The organism is Yersinia vastinensis (genome assembly GCF_044905075.1).
GTDB lineage: Bacteria > Pseudomonadota > Gammaproteobacteria > Enterobacterales > Enterobacteriaceae > Yersinia > Yersinia vastinensis.
On the sequence record NZ_CP173260.1, the window covers coordinates 3,164,823 to 3,180,911 of the forward strand.

Below are 16,089 nucleotides of genomic sequence, written 5' to 3' on the forward strand. Positions count from 1 at the left end.
ATAGGAGCAACACCATGGAGATGATTAAAACCCGCGCCGCAGTCGCATGGGGGCCAAACCAGCCACTATCCGTTGAAGAAGTGGATTTGATGCCACCACAAAAAGGCGAAGTGCTCGTACGGATTGTCGCCAGTGGGGTATGCCACACTGATGCCTATACTCTGTCAGGCAAAGATCCTGAAGGGGTATTCCCGGCCATCCTTGGTCATGAAGGCGGCGGGATTGTGGAAGCTATTGGTGAAGGTGTTACCAGCGTTGCTGTGGGTGACCATGTCATTCCGCTGTACACCCCAGAATGTGGCGAGTGTAAATTCTGCCGCTCAGGCAAAACCAATTTATGTCAGGCAATCCGCAGTACCCAAGGCAAAGGCTTGATGCCAGATGGCACCACCCGTTTTTCAAAAAATGGTCAACCTATCTTCCATTATATGGGGACTTCAACATTCTCTGAATTGACTGTTGTGCCAGAAATATCACTGGCAAAAATCAATAAAGAAGCACCATTAGAGGAAGTTTGTCTGCTGGGCTGCGGTGTCACCACTGGTATGGGTGCGGTTATCAATACTGCCAAAGTCAAACCCGGCGATACTGTAGCCATTTTCGGTTTGGGGGGAATTGGCTTGTCTGCCGTCATCGGTGCACAGATGGCTGGAGCCAGCCGAATTATCGGCATCGACCTAAATACCAGTAAATTCGAGCTGGCACGCAAACTGGGGGCAACTGATCTGATCAACCCGAAAGATTATGATAAACCTATCCAAGATGTGATTGTTGAGCTGACCGACGGTGGCGTAGATTTCTCATTTGAATGCATTGGTAACGTCAATGTCATGCGTTCAGCTTTAGAATGCTGCCACAAAGGTTGGGGTGAATCCGTGATTATTGGTGTTGCCGGTGCCGGCGAAGAGATCTCAACCCGTCCATTCCAGTTGGTAACCGGCCGAGTCTGGCGTGGTTCTGCATTTGGTGGGGTGAAAGGTCGCTCAGAATTACCCGGCATTGTGCAGCAATATCTGGACGGTAAATTCGCTCTGAATGATTTTATCACTCATACCATGGGTCTGGATCAAATCAATGAAGCCTTTGATTTAATGCATGAAGGCAAATCCATCCGCACCGTGATTCATTTCGATAAACCTTCACAAGATAAATAAGGCAAGGAGGCAGACAACGCATGAATACGTCACTTGAACTTCTCGAAGAGCACCGGATGTTTGGTGGGTGGCAGCAACGCTACCGCCACGCCGCCAGCAGCCTGAATTGTAATATGACTTTCAGCATCTATCTGCCACCGCCACGGGATGATAATCCTCCTCCCGTGCTTTATTGGCTTTCAGGGCTGACATGTAATGATGAAAATTTCACCCTGAAAGCAGGCGCACAAAGAGTTGCTGCCGAACTCGGATTGGTATTGGTGATGCCCGATACCAGCCCACGTGGTGATGAAGTGCCCAATGATGATAGCTATGATTTGGGGCAAGGCGCTGGTTTTTATCTAAATGCAACGCAAGCGCCTTGGTCAGAGCATTTTCGAATGTACGATTACATTAGCCAAGAGCTACCAGCGCTAATCCGCCAGCATTTTAGTGTTAACCAAGAGCATCAATCTATCTGTGGTCACTCAATGGGGGGCCATGGAGCACTAATGCTCGCCTTACGCAATCCTGGTCAGTATAAATCTGCTTCTGCTTTCGCACCGATCGTCAATCCGTGCCAAGTCCCTTGGGGCCGCAAAGCCTTTACAGCATATTTAGGTGCGGATGAAAGCCAATGGCTGCAATATGATAGTTGCCATTTACTTACTCATGCCCAAACCACATTACCCATGTTGGTTGATCAAGGTGATGGTGATCAGTTCCTGGCTGACCAGTTGCAGCCAGCAAAACTGGCTGAACTCGCGCGTCAACGTGACTGGCCGCTGACTCTGCGTATTCAACCTGGTTATGATCATAGCTATTTCACCATAGCGACTTTTATTGAGGATCACTTGCGCTTCCATGCGGAATATTTACACCCGTAACTGTCGCAACTAACTAAATTATCAATAATAAATATTACCAGCCCCTTTTGGGGCTTTTTATTTGATAAAAAACTTATCATCATCATCGTTACATTTAGTTCTAAAAAATAATTTAAATAACAATAAAATTAATTAGAGGCTATGTGACAATCAGAAATAAAAAACATTGATAAAGTCCAAAAAAAGAATTACAAATAAATGGCTGAACACTTACCAAGCTTCAGTAACATCTAAAGGATATTATTTAAATGGAGAATTATATGCATATTTCACACCAAACTGACGGAAAAACAAACAAGACAAATTTAATGATGTTGAGAACCAAGTTAGCGTCATTAGAAGCATCATTTGAAAATAATTCGCTCTCTATAAATGACCATGAAATAGAAAATTTAAAAAACAACGGAACCAATACCAAAATAACCGCATGGAATTGGTCAAAAAGCTTTACTCAACAATAAGTTAATCAATGACATTTTTTAATATATTGGATTAAGGTGTTTCATTAACATCTTAATCCTAACTGTTACTCAGTATATTTTCAGCATTGCAATAGAAATATAATATATTTTAGTGTTGATACGATAATTAAAATAAATAATTTAAAGAAATAACATCACTAAATTTCATTAAAACAAGTGAGATACTTCCATATGCTGACAAGTGAATTTTTCAATGATTTGAAAATAAGTCCATTATCAAGCCTGTTAGCCATAATAGTAACAGCCATTGGATTAATCTCCTCGTTCTTAGTTTTACTTCTTTATTTAACGGATGATCGCATTGAAAAACAACATAACAATTACAATGATATTTATCGGATAGAAACACAGTTTAACCTGCCCAATGGTGATGAAGTAAAATCAGCACAATCCCCCTTACCGCTGACTTCCGTTTTAAAGAATGATAAAAATATCAAACGCGTGGATTCTATGGTTCGTATTGTTACTCACTTGCAGGTTAACGATAAGACATATTCTGATGTAGATATCTATGCAGTTAGCACTGATTTTTTTGATGCCGTAAACCCTTTTCGACAAAAGCCATCTCACTTGGCACATAACGAAATTATTATCACCCCCGAGTTCAACCATCGATATCTTCATTTAGATATTCCACAGGGCCACGTCATTACACTCGGAGATAAAGGACAATTCATTATTAAAGATATGGTTGAACTTGATAAATCCAGTCGCTTTAAAACCGGAGCTTTCGTCACATTGTCTCCTGACATAATAGATAACTACCATGATAAAAGGCACGATTGGTATGACACGCACGCCTACGTTTTTATCACTATGGAATCGGGAATAAAGCCTAATATTAAACAATTGAATTCACACATTAGCCAACATGCCCCCCAACTTCCTGGTGCACCCTTTAGCCCTGAAGAGTTCATTCAATTATCAGCCCGCAATATCACTGATATCCATTATGACAATGCACTCCCCGATGAAATGAGTTCCGTTGTCTCAAGTGCATATTTAAATATTTTATACGCTACAGGTTTGTTTGTTTTTTTAACCACGACCATGAACTTCTTCAACATTAATAATGTCATTAACAACAATAAGAAAAACAGTTTCTATGTGAAAAAAGCCGTCGGAGCCTCTCTGTACCAACTACTGATTGAATCTTTTTTCATCGCAACATTACAAACTGTATTTATGCTTCTATTGGTTCTTTTCATTTTAATATCACTCACACAGTTTTCTGATAACGTCAGAGAACTCATACTGACTCAAGGTAGTCAGGATTTTTTAACCGCATTTTCTATGACTTTAGCTGCAACGTACATTGCCATTTTGCTTGCTCATATTTTATTCTTATTTACACTATCACTCCCTAGCCATATCTATTATGACAGTATTTATGCTAGACAAAATCATACTCAGAATATGCATCGCATTATGTTTTGCCTGCAAATTATTATTGCTGGCATCATCATTTATTTATGGGCAGGTATCATGACGCAAATATACTTGATGCAAAACAATAATTTCGGCTATGAGAAAAATAATGTAGTGACTTTTGCATTAAATGATGAACTTAAATCCCAGGTGTTGATTAATAGTTTACAGGATGAATTAAATAAAAAAATTCGCACCGAAAATATAGCGATGAGCAGTTGGCGTCCATTTGATATGTCGAGAAGAAATATTTCTATTTTTCACCACAATCAACAGGAGAAAGATAAACTTATTACGGTTAACACACTAAATGTAAATAATCACTTCATTAATACATGGGGGATAAAAACACTTGCAGGTGATAATAATCTAATATTGCCGAGCACCAGTAATAATATGCACCATGCTATTGCTACTAAGTCTTTTTTGGCATTAATGGGGCTATATTCCTATGATCAGGTATTGAATAACGTATTTTACATTAACGAAAGCGGTACACCGCAGACCGTAAGAATCCTTAGAGTTATCGATGATTTCCATCTTGCCGAGCGAGAAGATGTATCATCTCCGTTACTTATTTTTATTCAGAACAGTGCCCAACGCTATGCTGCAATCAAGCTAAATAACATTACAGATCGCGCTGCTGTAGAGAAAATATTAAAACACTATAACGTTAGCACTGAACAGATAAAATCCGCCAATGAATTACATCAAGATTACTTTAACAATAACAAACTTATGAAAGAGACCATTAATATGGCCACCTTACTTTCTGTAATATTAATACTCATCAGCACCATTATAGTTGGTACTTCAGAAACAAAACGACTAGGGAAAACATTAGAAATAATGGAGTCAATAGGTGGTTCTATTTATACTAATGTTATATTTTTTATACAACAAAACCTAATCCCTATAGTGATAGCCGCTGGAATATCACTTCCTATCAGTTTTTTATTATTGCAACGCTGGCTCAGTCAATACCCCTTAGTGAATAGTATTTCTTATATTTATGCCACCAGCGCACTTATTATTTTCATGTTAAGTGTAATTACAGTCATGGTTGTCACACTCATATTTAGCAGCAAATCATTGAATATTTTGGGAAATAAATAATACCCATGGATATAAAAATAGAACCAAAAAAACATATAAATAACAGCGCTAAATTAATTATTATTTGCGTGCTCATGCTGTTTATTGGCAGCCTTTACTCTGTATATTATTTATCAACAATTCAGCGAGCACTCCTAGTTTCGCGAGAGGATGTTATCTTTCATGAAATTAAGCCAGAGTCGTATCAAGATCTACTCATTACACGGGCAATTACAGTACCAAAGGAGAGCATAATTATCTCAAGTGAACGCGGTGGGAAAGTTATAGATATCACAAAGCAGGCCTTTGATACTGTGGCTAAAGGTGATGTTATTGCCAATTTATCAAACTATGACTTTATGCTAGAAGCAACATCTAGAATAGCGAATATTGCAGAAAAAATAAATAACCTGCGTAATATAAAAATGCAGCTTGAGCAAGATAATCGAGATACAAAAATAAACTTGCAAGACGCAGAGTATCAAATAGCTGTCATTTCTAAAACATTAGACAGACATCAAGTACTAGATAGGAAATCAATGATTGCCAAATCTGAATTAGAAAACCAAATTGGCATGCTAAGAAACTGGCAGATAAAAGTTGACATATTGCGGGAACATAATGATAAAAATAAAAAATCATTTCCATCACAATTTAAGGAGATAGAGAATTCTATTTCATTACTAGAGAGAATGATGGGAATGATTGAAGATGGTGTGGATCAGCTAGTAATAACGGCACCAATTGATGGAACATTATCTGTTCTGGATATTGAGTTAGGTCAGCAGATAAAACCCGGTGAAAAAATCGCAATAATAGATAATTTACAATCATACTATTTTAATGTTTACTTCAGTGAGTATTATCTCGATAAAATCATACCGCAGAGCCATATCGTTTCACAAATAAATGGTCAGAATGTCCCTCTCCTCATTGAGTCGGTATCAACCATTGTTGAAAATGGTAAGTTCAAAGCCAAACTTGTACCGTATCAAGAAAGTATTTTTCCGTTAAAGAGAGGACAGTCGATTGAAATACAGATTATATTGCAGGAAGAAAATGATAATGTATTACTAGTTCCGACAGAAAGTATTGTCTCTAGCAAAAATGGGGATTATTTTATCTATATTTACCAACCAGAAAAAGATACAGCCATTAAATCCAAAGTAAGCATTAAACGAAGAAGTGCCATAAAAACAGAGATCACAGCAGGGCTGACGGCTGGACAACAAATTGTCATGCCTCCTGAAACCAATAATAATGAATACGATATCATTGAGTTTAAATAAAATGCTAAATATACAAAATGCTGAAAAATGCTACATAACCAAAACAGTAAAAACTAAGGTTCTTAATCATTTGAATTTTTCTGTTGAAAAAGGCGATTTCGTTTCAATTATGGGACCATCGGGATCGGGAAAATCAACACTGCTCAATATCATTGGTCTATTTGATAATTTGGATAGTGGTTCACTAACTCTCGCGGGAGAGGAAATAACTAACTTAAGTTATTCACAAAAGATCATTCTGAGAAGAACTCTGATAGGGTATATTTTTCAATCATTTAATCTTATACCTCATCTATCCATTTTTGATAATATTGCATTACCCCTTAAATATCGGGGTATTAACAAGAAAGAGCGGATTGAAAGGGTCGATCAGATTTTAACTCTCTTCGGTATTGATAACCGGAGAGAACATAAGCCTGCGCAATTATCAGGCGGTCAACAGCAGCGTGTAGCTATCGCCCGGGCGATGGTGTCTAAACCCACATTGCTTTTGGCTGATGAACCTACTGGGAATTTAGATAGCAAAAATGCACATGCTGTACTCCAGCAATTGAAATATATAAATAAAAAAGGCACCACTATTATTATGGTGACGCATTCAGTTGAAGCAGCCACTTACGGAAATAGAGTAATCAATATGAAAGATGGTAATTTCACATGACCAAATAGGAATATTTTATGGAAAATAGAATTCCAGTCAAAAACATTGATTGCATTAAAATTAATGATATAGACACTCAACATTTAAAAAAACTTGAAACTTGTGAATATAAATCATTATCCGCATATTTGATTGGTAAAATCCCTGCCGATCAAATATTAGATAATGATGAGGTGGAAATATACAATCAAGAAATAAAGAAATATATTTCTGCAAAAGCAATCAAAGCAGAAAAACTGGTTATTGTATTGAAGGCGACACGTTTATGTAATCTACGCTGTACCTATTGCCATTCATGGGCCGAAGGCCCCAACCAAACGGTTTCATTTCATACACTAGTTCATAGTGTACGCCAGATTCTGGCTATTCCTAATGTAAATAGATTTGAGTTTGTATGGCATGGCGGTGAAATAACATTACTCAAACCTGCTTTTTTTAAAAAGTTGATCTGGTTGCAACAACAATTTAAACGGCCGGGACAATATATTACGAATACGATGCAATCAAACTTAGTCAGTATTTCAGATGAGTGGCTAAAGTTTATTCAAGGTATTGGAATGAATGTCGGAATAAGTCTGGATGGTGTCCCAGCAGTGAATGATAAAAGAAGAATTGACTATAGAGGAAGGGGAACTTCCGATCGTATTGCAAAAGGAATAAAAAAATTACAGCAACATAATATATTGTATGGTGCCCTCATAGTTGTTGATCGAGATGTGTACCAAACGGATATGAAAGAAATGCTCGATTACTTTATTTCAATTGAATTAACCAGTATTGAGTTCCTCAATATAGTGCCTGACAATCGGTTAGTTAAAGGTGAATACATCGGCAACAGTTTCATCAGTTATGCCGAGTTTATTAACTTTCTCTCCATACTGTTTACGCTCTGGGTTAAAGGTTATCAAGATAAGATACATATCGCTGTTTTTGACGATTTTATCAAAGTGCTAAAAAACCCGGCGACAAAAACTGCCGCTTGTTATTGGTCTGGGAATTGTTCACAAGAGATAATTACTTTGGAGCCCAACGGAGATGTCTCCCCCTGTGATAAATATGTCGGTGATAAAGACAGTATTTATGGTTCATTATTACATACTGACTTAGCCGATCTTTTAGCTCACTCATCCCATAATCAACAAGCCATCAATGAGGAAAAAGAGGCGACGATAAAAATGCACCATTGTCAGTGGTTTTCTATTTGTCACGGTGGATGCCCCCATGACCGCGTCATTAATCGCCGGCATACTGAAGGATATAATGATACATGCTGCGGGACAGGGAGTTTGCTGGCAACAATCCAACATTACATCGCTAATACCCACTGAAGCCACATGATTGTGGCCTCAATTTTTTATTATAGGTATTTATAATTTAATTTATAAATCAACTTCTTGCCCTTTACGATGTAAACGTAAAGAGACGAGGAAAGTCAGGAAACACATTGCAGAGACGTACCAAAAGAAGCTGCTCTCCATATCAAATGACTTGAGTGATAGCGCCACATATTCGGCACTGCCACCAAACATGGCATTTGCGACAGCATAAGATAAACCAACCCCCAGTGCCCGGACTTCTGGCGGGAACATTTCTGCTTTCAGCAACCCGCCAATGGAGGTATAAAAGCTGACAATAATAAGAGCAGTGACAATTAACATAAAGGCAATATAAGGGCTGGTAACACCTTTTAGCGCATGTAAAATTGGAACCGTCAGCAACATAGCTAATAACCCAAAAGTGAGCATAGATGTACGTCGACTAATACGGTCAGACAATGCACCAAATAAAGGTTGAATTATCATAAAAATAAACAAAGCAGCAGTCATCACCAAACTGGCAGTTTTCACATCCATGCCCGCAGTATTAACTAAATACTTTTGCATATAGGTGGTGTAAGTATAAAAAGAAAGCGAACCACCCGCAGTGAAGCCCAATACCATAATAAAGGCACGGCGGTTTTTCCACAGCCCTTTCAAACTGCCGGCATCTTTCTTATTGCGCGTCTTTTCATCTGAAGTTTCATTCAATGAACGGCGTAAATAAAGTGCAACAACTGCCAGCAGCGCACCTAATACGAAAGGAATACGCCATCCCCAGCTATGTAACACTTCGGATGAGAGTGTTTGTTGTAATAAAACCAGTACCAGTAAAGCCAGTAATTGACCACCGATTAATGTGACATACTGGAATGAAGCATAAAAACCTTTACGCCCTTTTACTGCAACCTCACTCATATAAGTTGCGCTAGTGCCATATTCTCCGCCAACTGATAGCCCTTGGAATAAACGTGCAACCAATAGTAAAATTGGTGCCAAACTTCCAATCGAGGCATAGGTAGGTAGGCAAGCAATCATCAGCGAACCGGCACACATCATATAAACCGAAATAAGCATTGAGAGCTTACGCCCATGCTTATCAGCAATATAACCAAATAACCAGCCGCCAATTGGCCGCATCAAAAAGCCCGCAGCAAAAACCCCCGCAGTTTGAACTAATTGTGTCGTGGGATTATCACTAGGAAAGAAAAGTGGCGCAAAGTAGAGCGCACAGAAAGAATAAATATAGAAATCGAACCATTCAACCAAATTGCCTGAAGAAGCACCAACAATAGCCCGAACTCTCTGCCGAGTATCCGCCTTATCTGTGAGTCGTGCTGATTGCGCTGCTATTGCTGTATTTTCTGCCGATACTATCTCTATTGATGTTGTGTCTGCCATATTTGATGCATCCGTCATCTTATGAGACATCCACGCCGGCATAAACCGAGAGCTGAGAATATGCAAACATTGAAGGCTCATTTATATATTGTCGTATTGTTATATATTAGTAACAATACCGTTTCAATCTAAGTTCTATCCTAGACAATAGTTTAGGAAAAACCTTATTTCTCCTGTGATCGCAATCGAATAAATATGCAATGTGGAGTGTAAGATTAATATTGGTTTGTGAGAAACGAAGTTATTAGGAATATTTCCGCCCACAGAGAAAGGGCGGAATAGCGTTGTCTTAGCCTTTGTATTTTAGCTCTGCAACTTAAAATGCTGATCCCGGTTCTAACAGAAAAGCCTGTTCTTCTACGCTGGATACCCGCCCAAGAATAAGGTTACGATGTGGGTACCGACCAAAACGATCAATAATGGCTTTGTGACGCAATTCATAATCTAGCTGAATCTCGTTACCTAATTCCGTATAGAGTGCTAACGCTTGTTGGTGAATTAATGCAGATTCGGAATGCATAAAAGGCAGATAGAGAAACCCGCGTTGAGTATCGGATAACTGCCCTGCCAGACCGGTATTCACAGCCTCCTGAGCCAACACGAGTGCCATTCCATCACAGGAAAATGAGGCCGGTAAATCACGGAATAGATTTCGACTAAACTGATCTAATATTAGAATTTCAGCCAAACGCCCTTCAATACTCTGCCGCCAATGAGCTAGCTCCCCCTTTGAGGCAGACTGCCAAATGGAGCCAAAATGCTGGCGTAAATGGGCATCAAAATTCTCGTCTTTTTTAAACCACAAAGCCGAATCCATCTCACTAAACCAGAATTTCAGAATTTTTTGATAGTCCATGTCCCCTCCTATTCACCCAATAAAAGCAAGTATCGATAAAAAGAATATTACTGACCAAGACAGTAACAGTCTGAGGTCTCTTTGCCTCCCATCAATTCACCCACATGGTAATCTCTGCCATAATGATGCTCTTATTTGATAGGTATCTCTGCATCCATGATATGCAACGATGCCCTCAGACCACGGAGTTCAGCATGGATCACTGTAATACCTCGGATTTACTCTCTCTGGAACAAGCACTGACTAAAATGCTGTCACAGGTCACGCCCTTACAGGCGACAGAAATCATCGCACTCACTGATGCTGCGGGCCGTATCACAGCCAGTGCAATAACATCACCCATTGCCGTACCACCTTTCGCCAATTCTGCCATGGACGGTTATGCTGTTCGCTGCAATGAGCTTAGCAGCACAATGCCATTACCGGTGGCGGGTAAGGCTTTTGCAGGCGCGCCATTTAAAGATGTATGGCCTGTCAATACTTGTGTGCGAATCATGACCGGCGCACCTATTCCTGAAGGTGCCGATGCCGTCATCATGCAAGAGCAAGCAACGGTGAGTGAACAAGGGGTAACCTTTAGTGGCAACCCGCGTGCGGGGCAAAATATCCGTCTAGCGGGCGAAGACATCGAGCAAGGGGCTGCCGTTTTTCCTGCTGGTGTTAGATTAGGCGTAGCGCAACTGCCGTTATTGGCTTCATTAGGTATTGCCGAGATTAACGTTTTCCGCACATTAAAAGTGGCTATTTTTTCCACAGGAGACGAATTACAACCTGTCGGACAACCACTCGGTGAAGGCCAGATTTATGATACGAATCGTTTTGCTGTCCGCTTAATGCTGCAACAACTCGGCTGCCAAATTATTGATCTCGGTGTTATCCGTGATGATCAGCAAGCATTACGTAAGGCATTTGAAAAAGCGGATGCCGCCGCAGATTTGGTCATTAGCAGTGGTGGCGTTTCAGTCGGTGAAGCCGATTACACTAAACAAATGCTCGATGAGCTGGGAGATATTAGCTTCTGGAAACTGGCCATAAAACCCGGTAAACCTTTTGCTTTCGGCAAGTTGAAGAATGCCTGGTTCTGCGGCTTACCGGGTAATCCGGTTTCGGCAGTACTGACATTTTATCAATTGGTGCAACCGCTTATCGCCAAGCTTTCAGGGCATTCGCAATGGCAACCACCATTACGTTTACAGGCAAAAACGACGACGGCGCTGAAAAAAACGCCGGGCCGTTTAGATTTCCAACGTGGGATCTTTTCAACTAATGCTCACGGAGAACTAGAAGTTCGTACCACCGGACATCAAGGTTCCCATGTTTTCAGCTCATTTAGTCAAGGCAACTGTTTTATCGTCCTTGAACGAGAGCGGGGTTCGGTGGCGGTCGGTGAAACCGTTGAGATCGAATTATTTAACGGGTTATTGAATTAGTCGATTGTTGAACAACTAATTGCTAAGAGGCTACTATGTTGCCGGAACTTTCCGATGCACAAACCCTGCGCTATAACCGGCAAATCATTCTGCGCGGTTTTGATTTTGATGGTCAGGAAAAACTAAACGCAGCCAAAGTCTTAATTGTTGGGTTGGGCGGCCTTGGATGTGCAGCAGCACAATATCTAGCCGTGGCAGGTATTGGCCATCTTACACTGCTGGATTTTGATACGGTTTCTCTTTCCAACTTACAACGACAAATTCTACACCGTGACAGCCGCATCGGTATGCCTAAAGTGACCTCTGCGGCACTGACGCTGTCAGAGCTGAACCCTGATGTAAAACTGGAAGCTATTGATGCACAACTAGATCATGAGTCACTTTCTGTTGTTATTGCAGAACATCAATTAGTACTGGATTGCACAGATAACGTCGCCAGCCGTGAGCAGCTTAATCGTCTATGTTATTTGCAGCATAAACCACTGGTGTCTGGCGCAGCAATCCGCATGGAGGGGCAAGTGAGTGTCTTTACTTATCAGGAGAATCAGCCCTGCTATCGCTGTTTGAGTCGATTGTTTGGCGATAACGCCCTGACCTGTGTTGAGGCTGGTGTCATGGCCCCATTGGTAGGGGTTATTGGTAATTTACAGGCCATGGAAGCCATTAAGCTGCTGGCTGATTACGGTCAGGTAATATCAGGTCGCATACTCATGTATGATGCCATGACGGCCGAGTTTCGTAGTATGAAACTGGCAAAAGATGCCAACTGCGAAGTTTGCAGTAAGGCAGAGTGAGACCATCGTCTAATCATTAAAATAAAAAAAGCTGATGCGATGCATCAGCTTTCTTATTAACACTCAATCAAATAATCAGGACTGAATACCTTGGCTACGCAGATAATCTTCGTAGTTACCGGTAAAGTCGATCAGTTTTTTCGGTGTCATTTCAATCACTCGGGTCGCCAGGGAGCTAACGAACTCACGGTCATGGGAGACGAAAATTAACGTACCTTCGTACATTTCCAATGCCATGTTCAGAGATTCGATGGATTCCATATCCAAGTGGTTGGTTGGTTCATCCATGATCAAAATGTTAGGGCGCTGCATCATCAACTTACCAAACAGCATCCGTCCTTTTTCACCACCAGACAGCACCTTAACTTTCTTCTTGATGTCGTCTTGGCTAAACAACAAACGGCCTAACACACTGCGCACAGCCTGCTCGTCGTCTTTTTCTTGCTTCCACTGACTCATCCAGTCAAATACAGTCAGGTCGATTTCAAAATCGCTGGCATGATCCTGTGCGTAGTAGCCAATTTTGCTATTTTCTGACCATTTAACCGTACCTGCATCAGCCTCATAATCCCCGACTAATGTTTTCAGTAAAGTCGATTTACCGATACCATTTGGCCCAAGGATTGCCACTTTCTCACCCACTTCCAAGCGCAAATTCAGGTTCTTAAACAGTGGACCGTTATCAAAACCTTTGGTCAACATTTCAACTTCTAGCGCATTACGGAACAGCTTTTTATCCTGATCAAAGCGGATAAACGGGTTCTGGCGGCTGGACGCTTTTACTTCATCAAGTTGAATTTTATCAATCTGACGAGCACGTGATGTGGCCTGCTTGGATTTAGAGGCGTTGGCACTAAAACGGCTAACAAATGATTGCAGTTCAGAGATCTGAGCTTTCTTCTTAGCGTTATCAGAGAGTAGACGCTCGCGGGCTTGCGTCGCCGCCGTCATATATTCGTCATAGTTACCCGGATAAACGCGTAATTCGCCGTAATCCAGATCTGCCATGTGCGTACAAACCATGTTTAGGAAGTGACGGTCATGGGAAATAATGATCATGGTGCTGCTACGTTCGTTCAGAACTTGTTCCAACCAGCGGATAGTATCGATATCCAAGTTGTTGGTTGGTTCATCGAGTAACAGAATTTCTGGGTCTGAGAACAGGGCCTGCGCCAGCAACACACGCAGTTTCCAGCCGGGAGCAATTTCGCTCATCAGGCCGTAATGCTGTTCAACAGGAATACCAACACCAAGTAGCAATTCACCGGCACGGGCTTCTGCGCTGTAACCATCCATTTCACCGTAGGCCACTTCCAGATCAGCGACTTTATAGCCATCTTCTTCGCTCATCTCAGCGAGGGCGTAAATGCGGTCGCGCTCTTCTTTTACTTCCCACAGTTCGCCGTGCCCCATAATGACGGTGTCCAGCACAGTGTTGTTTTCAAAGGCGAATTGATCCTGACGTAATTTACCCAGACGCTCGTTTGGATCCAGGAAAACGTTACCGCCGCTTGGCACCAGATCACCACCGAGGATTTTCATGAATGTGGATTTACCACAGCCATTAGCGCCGATCAGGCCATAGCGATTACCGCCGCCGAATTTTACTGAAATGTTTTCAAACAGCGGCTTGCTGCCGAATTGCATGGTGATATTGTTAGTACTTAGCACAGAGCTCGCTCTCGATTGGATTACTGAATAGGGATATTCAAGAATACTAGAAAATGTGATTCGGCGCGCATTATGCCACAAGATGGCAAGAGTATCGCCTCCAGTTTGCATGAAATCTCAACAGGAAGATAAATCGGGGAATGAGCGGCGGCTACAGCAAGGCCTATCACCAGAAAAAGGGCCAAATAGCCCCTTCTCAATAAAGCTCAGATGGTATGTGTCAGTTAGGCACTTTATTGCTGCATTGCAATGCACCGCCTTTATTCAACAAGAAAGGCCGGAGATAACCCACCGTATTCGACATTGGCAATACTTCTTCACTTAGATGGATATTCAGTGTCTCACTGAGATAATCGCGACGTTTTTGTATTCTGTGCCAAACATCTGGATAACGGGTAGCCAGTTCATCACGTAACGGTTTGTCAGCCAAAGCAATACAGTCCTCTGCGCTAACTCCTGCATAGCCTTTTACCGAAGGGATAATATCAATTTGGAATAGCATCCCGCTGCGAATTTTCTCTTCTGAACCAGAATAAATCGGCGAACAAAGCCACTCTTCATCCGCAGTCAAATGACCTGGATTTAATGACCAGTGGTATTGCGCTTTAGGGAAAATAGTTTCCACTAGCGCATACATCTCTTTGCCGGGCATTCCGATTCGAATGCTTTCCAGCCAAGCCACTACCGTGGAGTAATAAGGAATAGCAACCTTATCAAGGTAATCTCTTTGCGCTTTTGGTAGCTCATCTGCATGATGGACGGCATAACCGGTTCGGCTACTTAAGCCGCCTTTAAAGCCCGTGGTCAATGATATTTTATCACCTAGCGTTACCGTTTTATCGCCCGGATACAGATTAGCCTGTTCAAAACGATCACCCGTGGCAGCAATTATCACAACGGTGTTCGGTTGCCCTTCATCTGTCAGATAACTGCCAAGTTGTTTTTCTGTTATGCCAATATCTACTGCAGCTAATGCACTGAGAACGCAATTTGATGCCAAATTAGCGCCATATTCATAATGAGCTAATTCATTAGCACTGTTTGTCGCCCTAGCCGCCACATCACTGCCAATAAATAGATTTGTCGCATTCGTTACCGACGCTGCCGATGAAACAGACTTCTTGATAGCATCGAGAAGAAAATAGGGAACATCAAATAGCTGGCTATTATCTTCTAACTTGCTGGTGAACAATTTCCACCCCACCACTCCGACATTTTTTGCCTGTCGTATTCCGGTTTCAGCCAGTAATTCCGCCATGGTTTTAGTGGTGTCCATCGGCTGATTAGGCAGCGAAAAATAAGGAACATGGATCGCGGTATTTTTCACTCGGGCATATTGTGACAGCTTTAAATTCTCATTACCGAGCAATAAATAGATTTCGCCTGAAGCATGCACAACCATGGCAGCCTCTTCAAACCGCGGAATAAATCCGGCCAAATACTCGAAATTACCACCATGCTCTTTATCAGCATAAATAAGTAAGTAATCAATATTAGCGTAAGCCATATTACTGATAATTTTAGCTTTACGTGCAGCAATAGTGTCATCACTAAGCGCTACTTTAGCAACTGAAGTCAATCTTGGTGGTGCATCAATCGGGTTAAGTTTTACTTGGCGTTTCGTCATCATCTTTTTCATTATCCCG

General features: G+C 41.3%; 13 protein-coding genes. 9 read left to right on the forward strand and 4 right to left on the reverse strand.

Annotated elements, in window-relative coordinates; translation table 11 throughout:
• The first annotated feature begins 14 nt into the window (after nucleotides 1-14).
• From ACIOG0_RS14750 to darE, 7 genes are all read left to right on the forward strand, one after another.
• Complete coding sequence (locus ACIOG0_RS14750) at nucleotides 15-1,154, forward strand: S-(hydroxymethyl)glutathione dehydrogenase/class III alcohol dehydrogenase (protein WP_050098706.1); 1,140 nt, start codon at nucleotides 15-17, stop codon at nucleotides 1,152-1,154.
• Between the two features lie 20 nt (nucleotides 1,155-1,174).
• Nucleotides 1,175-2,020: an S-formylglutathione hydrolase gene (gene fghA / locus ACIOG0_RS14755; protein WP_050098707.1), complete on the forward strand. Its 846-nt coding sequence runs from the start codon at nucleotides 1,175-1,177 to the stop codon at nucleotides 2,018-2,020.
• A gap of 260 nt (nucleotides 2,021-2,280) precedes the next feature.
• The gene (gene darA / locus ACIOG0_RS14760) at nucleotides 2,281-2,481 is read left to right on the forward strand and encodes a darobactin family peptide antibiotic (protein WP_072086597.1); all 201 of its coding nucleotides are present in this window, start codon (nucleotides 2,281-2,283) and stop codon (nucleotides 2,479-2,481) included.
• Nucleotides 2,482-2,673: 192 nt separating this feature from the next.
• Complete coding sequence (gene darB, locus ACIOG0_RS14765) at nucleotides 2,674-5,046, forward strand: darobactin export ABC transporter permease subunit (RefSeq protein ID WP_145581834.1); 2,373 nt, start codon at nucleotides 2,674-2,676, stop codon at nucleotides 5,044-5,046.
• A 5-nt stretch (nucleotides 5,047-5,051) separates the two neighbouring features.
• On the forward strand, nucleotides 5,052-6,314 hold the full coding sequence (darC, locus tag ACIOG0_RS14770; RefSeq protein WP_128451751.1) for a darobactin export ABC transporter periplasmic adaptor subunit: 1,263 nt from the start codon (nucleotides 5,052-5,054) through the stop codon (nucleotides 6,312-6,314).
• Between the two features lies 1 nt (nucleotide 6,315).
• Nucleotides 6,316-6,975, forward strand: a complete 660-nt coding sequence (darD, locus tag ACIOG0_RS14775; RefSeq protein ID WP_050098715.1) for a darobactin export ABC transporter ATP-binding protein — start codon at nucleotides 6,316-6,318, stop codon at nucleotides 6,973-6,975.
• A gap of 17 nt (nucleotides 6,976-6,992) precedes the next feature.
• Nucleotides 6,993-8,303 carry a darobactin maturation radical SAM/SPASM protein DarE gene (gene darE / locus ACIOG0_RS14780; RefSeq protein ID WP_128451750.1) on the forward strand — a complete coding sequence of 437 codons (1,311 nt, stop codon included), beginning with the start codon at nucleotides 6,993-6,995 and terminating at the stop codon, nucleotides 8,301-8,303.
• A gap of 51 nt (nucleotides 8,304-8,354) precedes the next feature.
• Here the strand turns inward: darE and ACIOG0_RS14785 are convergent, their stop codons facing one another.
• Both ACIOG0_RS14785 and ACIOG0_RS14790 read right to left on the reverse strand, forming a co-directional pair.
• Nucleotides 8,355-9,692, reverse strand: a complete 1,338-nt coding sequence (locus ACIOG0_RS14785; RefSeq protein WP_050099217.1) for an MFS family transporter — start codon at nucleotides 9,690-9,692, stop codon at nucleotides 8,355-8,357.
• Between the two features lie 316 nt (nucleotides 9,693-10,008).
• Nucleotides 10,009-10,548, reverse strand: coding sequence for a DUF924 family protein (locus tag ACIOG0_RS14790; RefSeq protein WP_128451749.1), 540 nt, complete (start codon nucleotides 10,546-10,548; stop codon nucleotides 10,009-10,011).
• A 194-nt stretch (nucleotides 10,549-10,742) separates the two neighbouring features.
• Between ACIOG0_RS14790 and moeA the strand changes: the two genes are divergently transcribed.
• Nucleotides 10,743-11,978: a molybdopterin molybdotransferase MoeA gene (gene moeA / locus ACIOG0_RS14795; RefSeq protein ID WP_050098721.1), complete on the forward strand. Its 1,236-nt coding sequence runs from the start codon at nucleotides 10,743-10,745 to the stop codon at nucleotides 11,976-11,978.
• Between the two features lie 35 nt (nucleotides 11,979-12,013).
• Nucleotides 12,014-12,772 carry a molybdopterin-synthase adenylyltransferase MoeB gene (moeB, locus tag ACIOG0_RS14800; protein WP_050098723.1) on the forward strand — a complete coding sequence of 253 codons (759 nt, stop codon included), beginning with the start codon at nucleotides 12,014-12,016 and terminating at the stop codon, nucleotides 12,770-12,772.
• Between the two features lie 75 nt (nucleotides 12,773-12,847).
• Here the strand turns inward: moeB and ACIOG0_RS14805 are convergent, their stop codons facing one another.
• Together ACIOG0_RS14805 and ACIOG0_RS14810 are read right to left on the reverse strand one after the other, a co-directional pair.
• On the reverse strand, nucleotides 12,848-14,443 hold the full coding sequence (locus ACIOG0_RS14805) for an ABC-F family ATPase (protein WP_072087678.1): 1,596 nt from the start codon (nucleotides 14,441-14,443) through the stop codon (nucleotides 12,848-12,850).
• A gap of 220 nt (nucleotides 14,444-14,663) precedes the next feature.
• The gene (locus tag ACIOG0_RS14810) at nucleotides 14,664-16,082 is read right to left on the reverse strand and encodes a Xaa-Pro peptidase family protein (RefSeq protein WP_050295453.1); all 1,419 of its coding nucleotides are present in this window, start codon (nucleotides 16,080-16,082) and stop codon (nucleotides 14,664-14,666) included.
• Nucleotides 16,083-16,089 lie beyond the last annotated feature (7 nt).

Coding starts and splice junctions, on each gene's coding strand:
- ACIOG0_RS14750 (WP_050098706.1), top strand. CDS start 15: ATGGAGATGATTAAAACCCGCGCCGCAGTCGCATGGGGGCCAAACCAG.
- fghA (WP_050098707.1), top strand. CDS start 1,175: ATGAATACGTCACTTGAACTTCTCGAAGAGCACCGGATGTTTGGTGGG.
- darA (WP_072086597.1), top strand. CDS start 2,281: ATGCATATTTCACACCAAACTGACGGAAAAACAAACAAGACAAATTTA.
- darB (WP_145581834.1), top strand. CDS start 2,674: ATGCTGACAAGTGAATTTTTCAATGATTTGAAAATAAGTCCATTATCA.
- darC (WP_128451751.1), top strand. CDS start 5,052: ATGGATATAAAAATAGAACCAAAAAAACATATAAATAACAGCGCTAAA.
- darD (WP_050098715.1), top strand. CDS start 6,316: ATGCTAAATATACAAAATGCTGAAAAATGCTACATAACCAAAACAGTA.
- darE (WP_128451750.1), top strand. CDS start 6,993: ATGGAAAATAGAATTCCAGTCAAAAACATTGATTGCATTAAAATTAAT.
- ACIOG0_RS14785 (WP_050099217.1), bottom strand. CDS start 9,692: ATGGCAGACACAACATCAATAGAGATAGTATCGGCAGAAAATACAGCA.
- ACIOG0_RS14790 (WP_128451749.1), bottom strand. CDS start 10,548: ATGGACTATCAAAAAATTCTGAAATTCTGGTTTAGTGAGATGGATTCG.
- moeA (WP_050098721.1), top strand. CDS start 10,743: ATGGATCACTGTAATACCTCGGATTTACTCTCTCTGGAACAAGCACTG.
- moeB (WP_050098723.1), top strand. CDS start 12,014: ATGTTGCCGGAACTTTCCGATGCACAAACCCTGCGCTATAACCGGCAA.
- ACIOG0_RS14810 (WP_050295453.1), bottom strand. CDS start 16,082: ATGAAAAAGATGATGACGAAACGCCAAGTAAAACTTAACCCGATTGAT.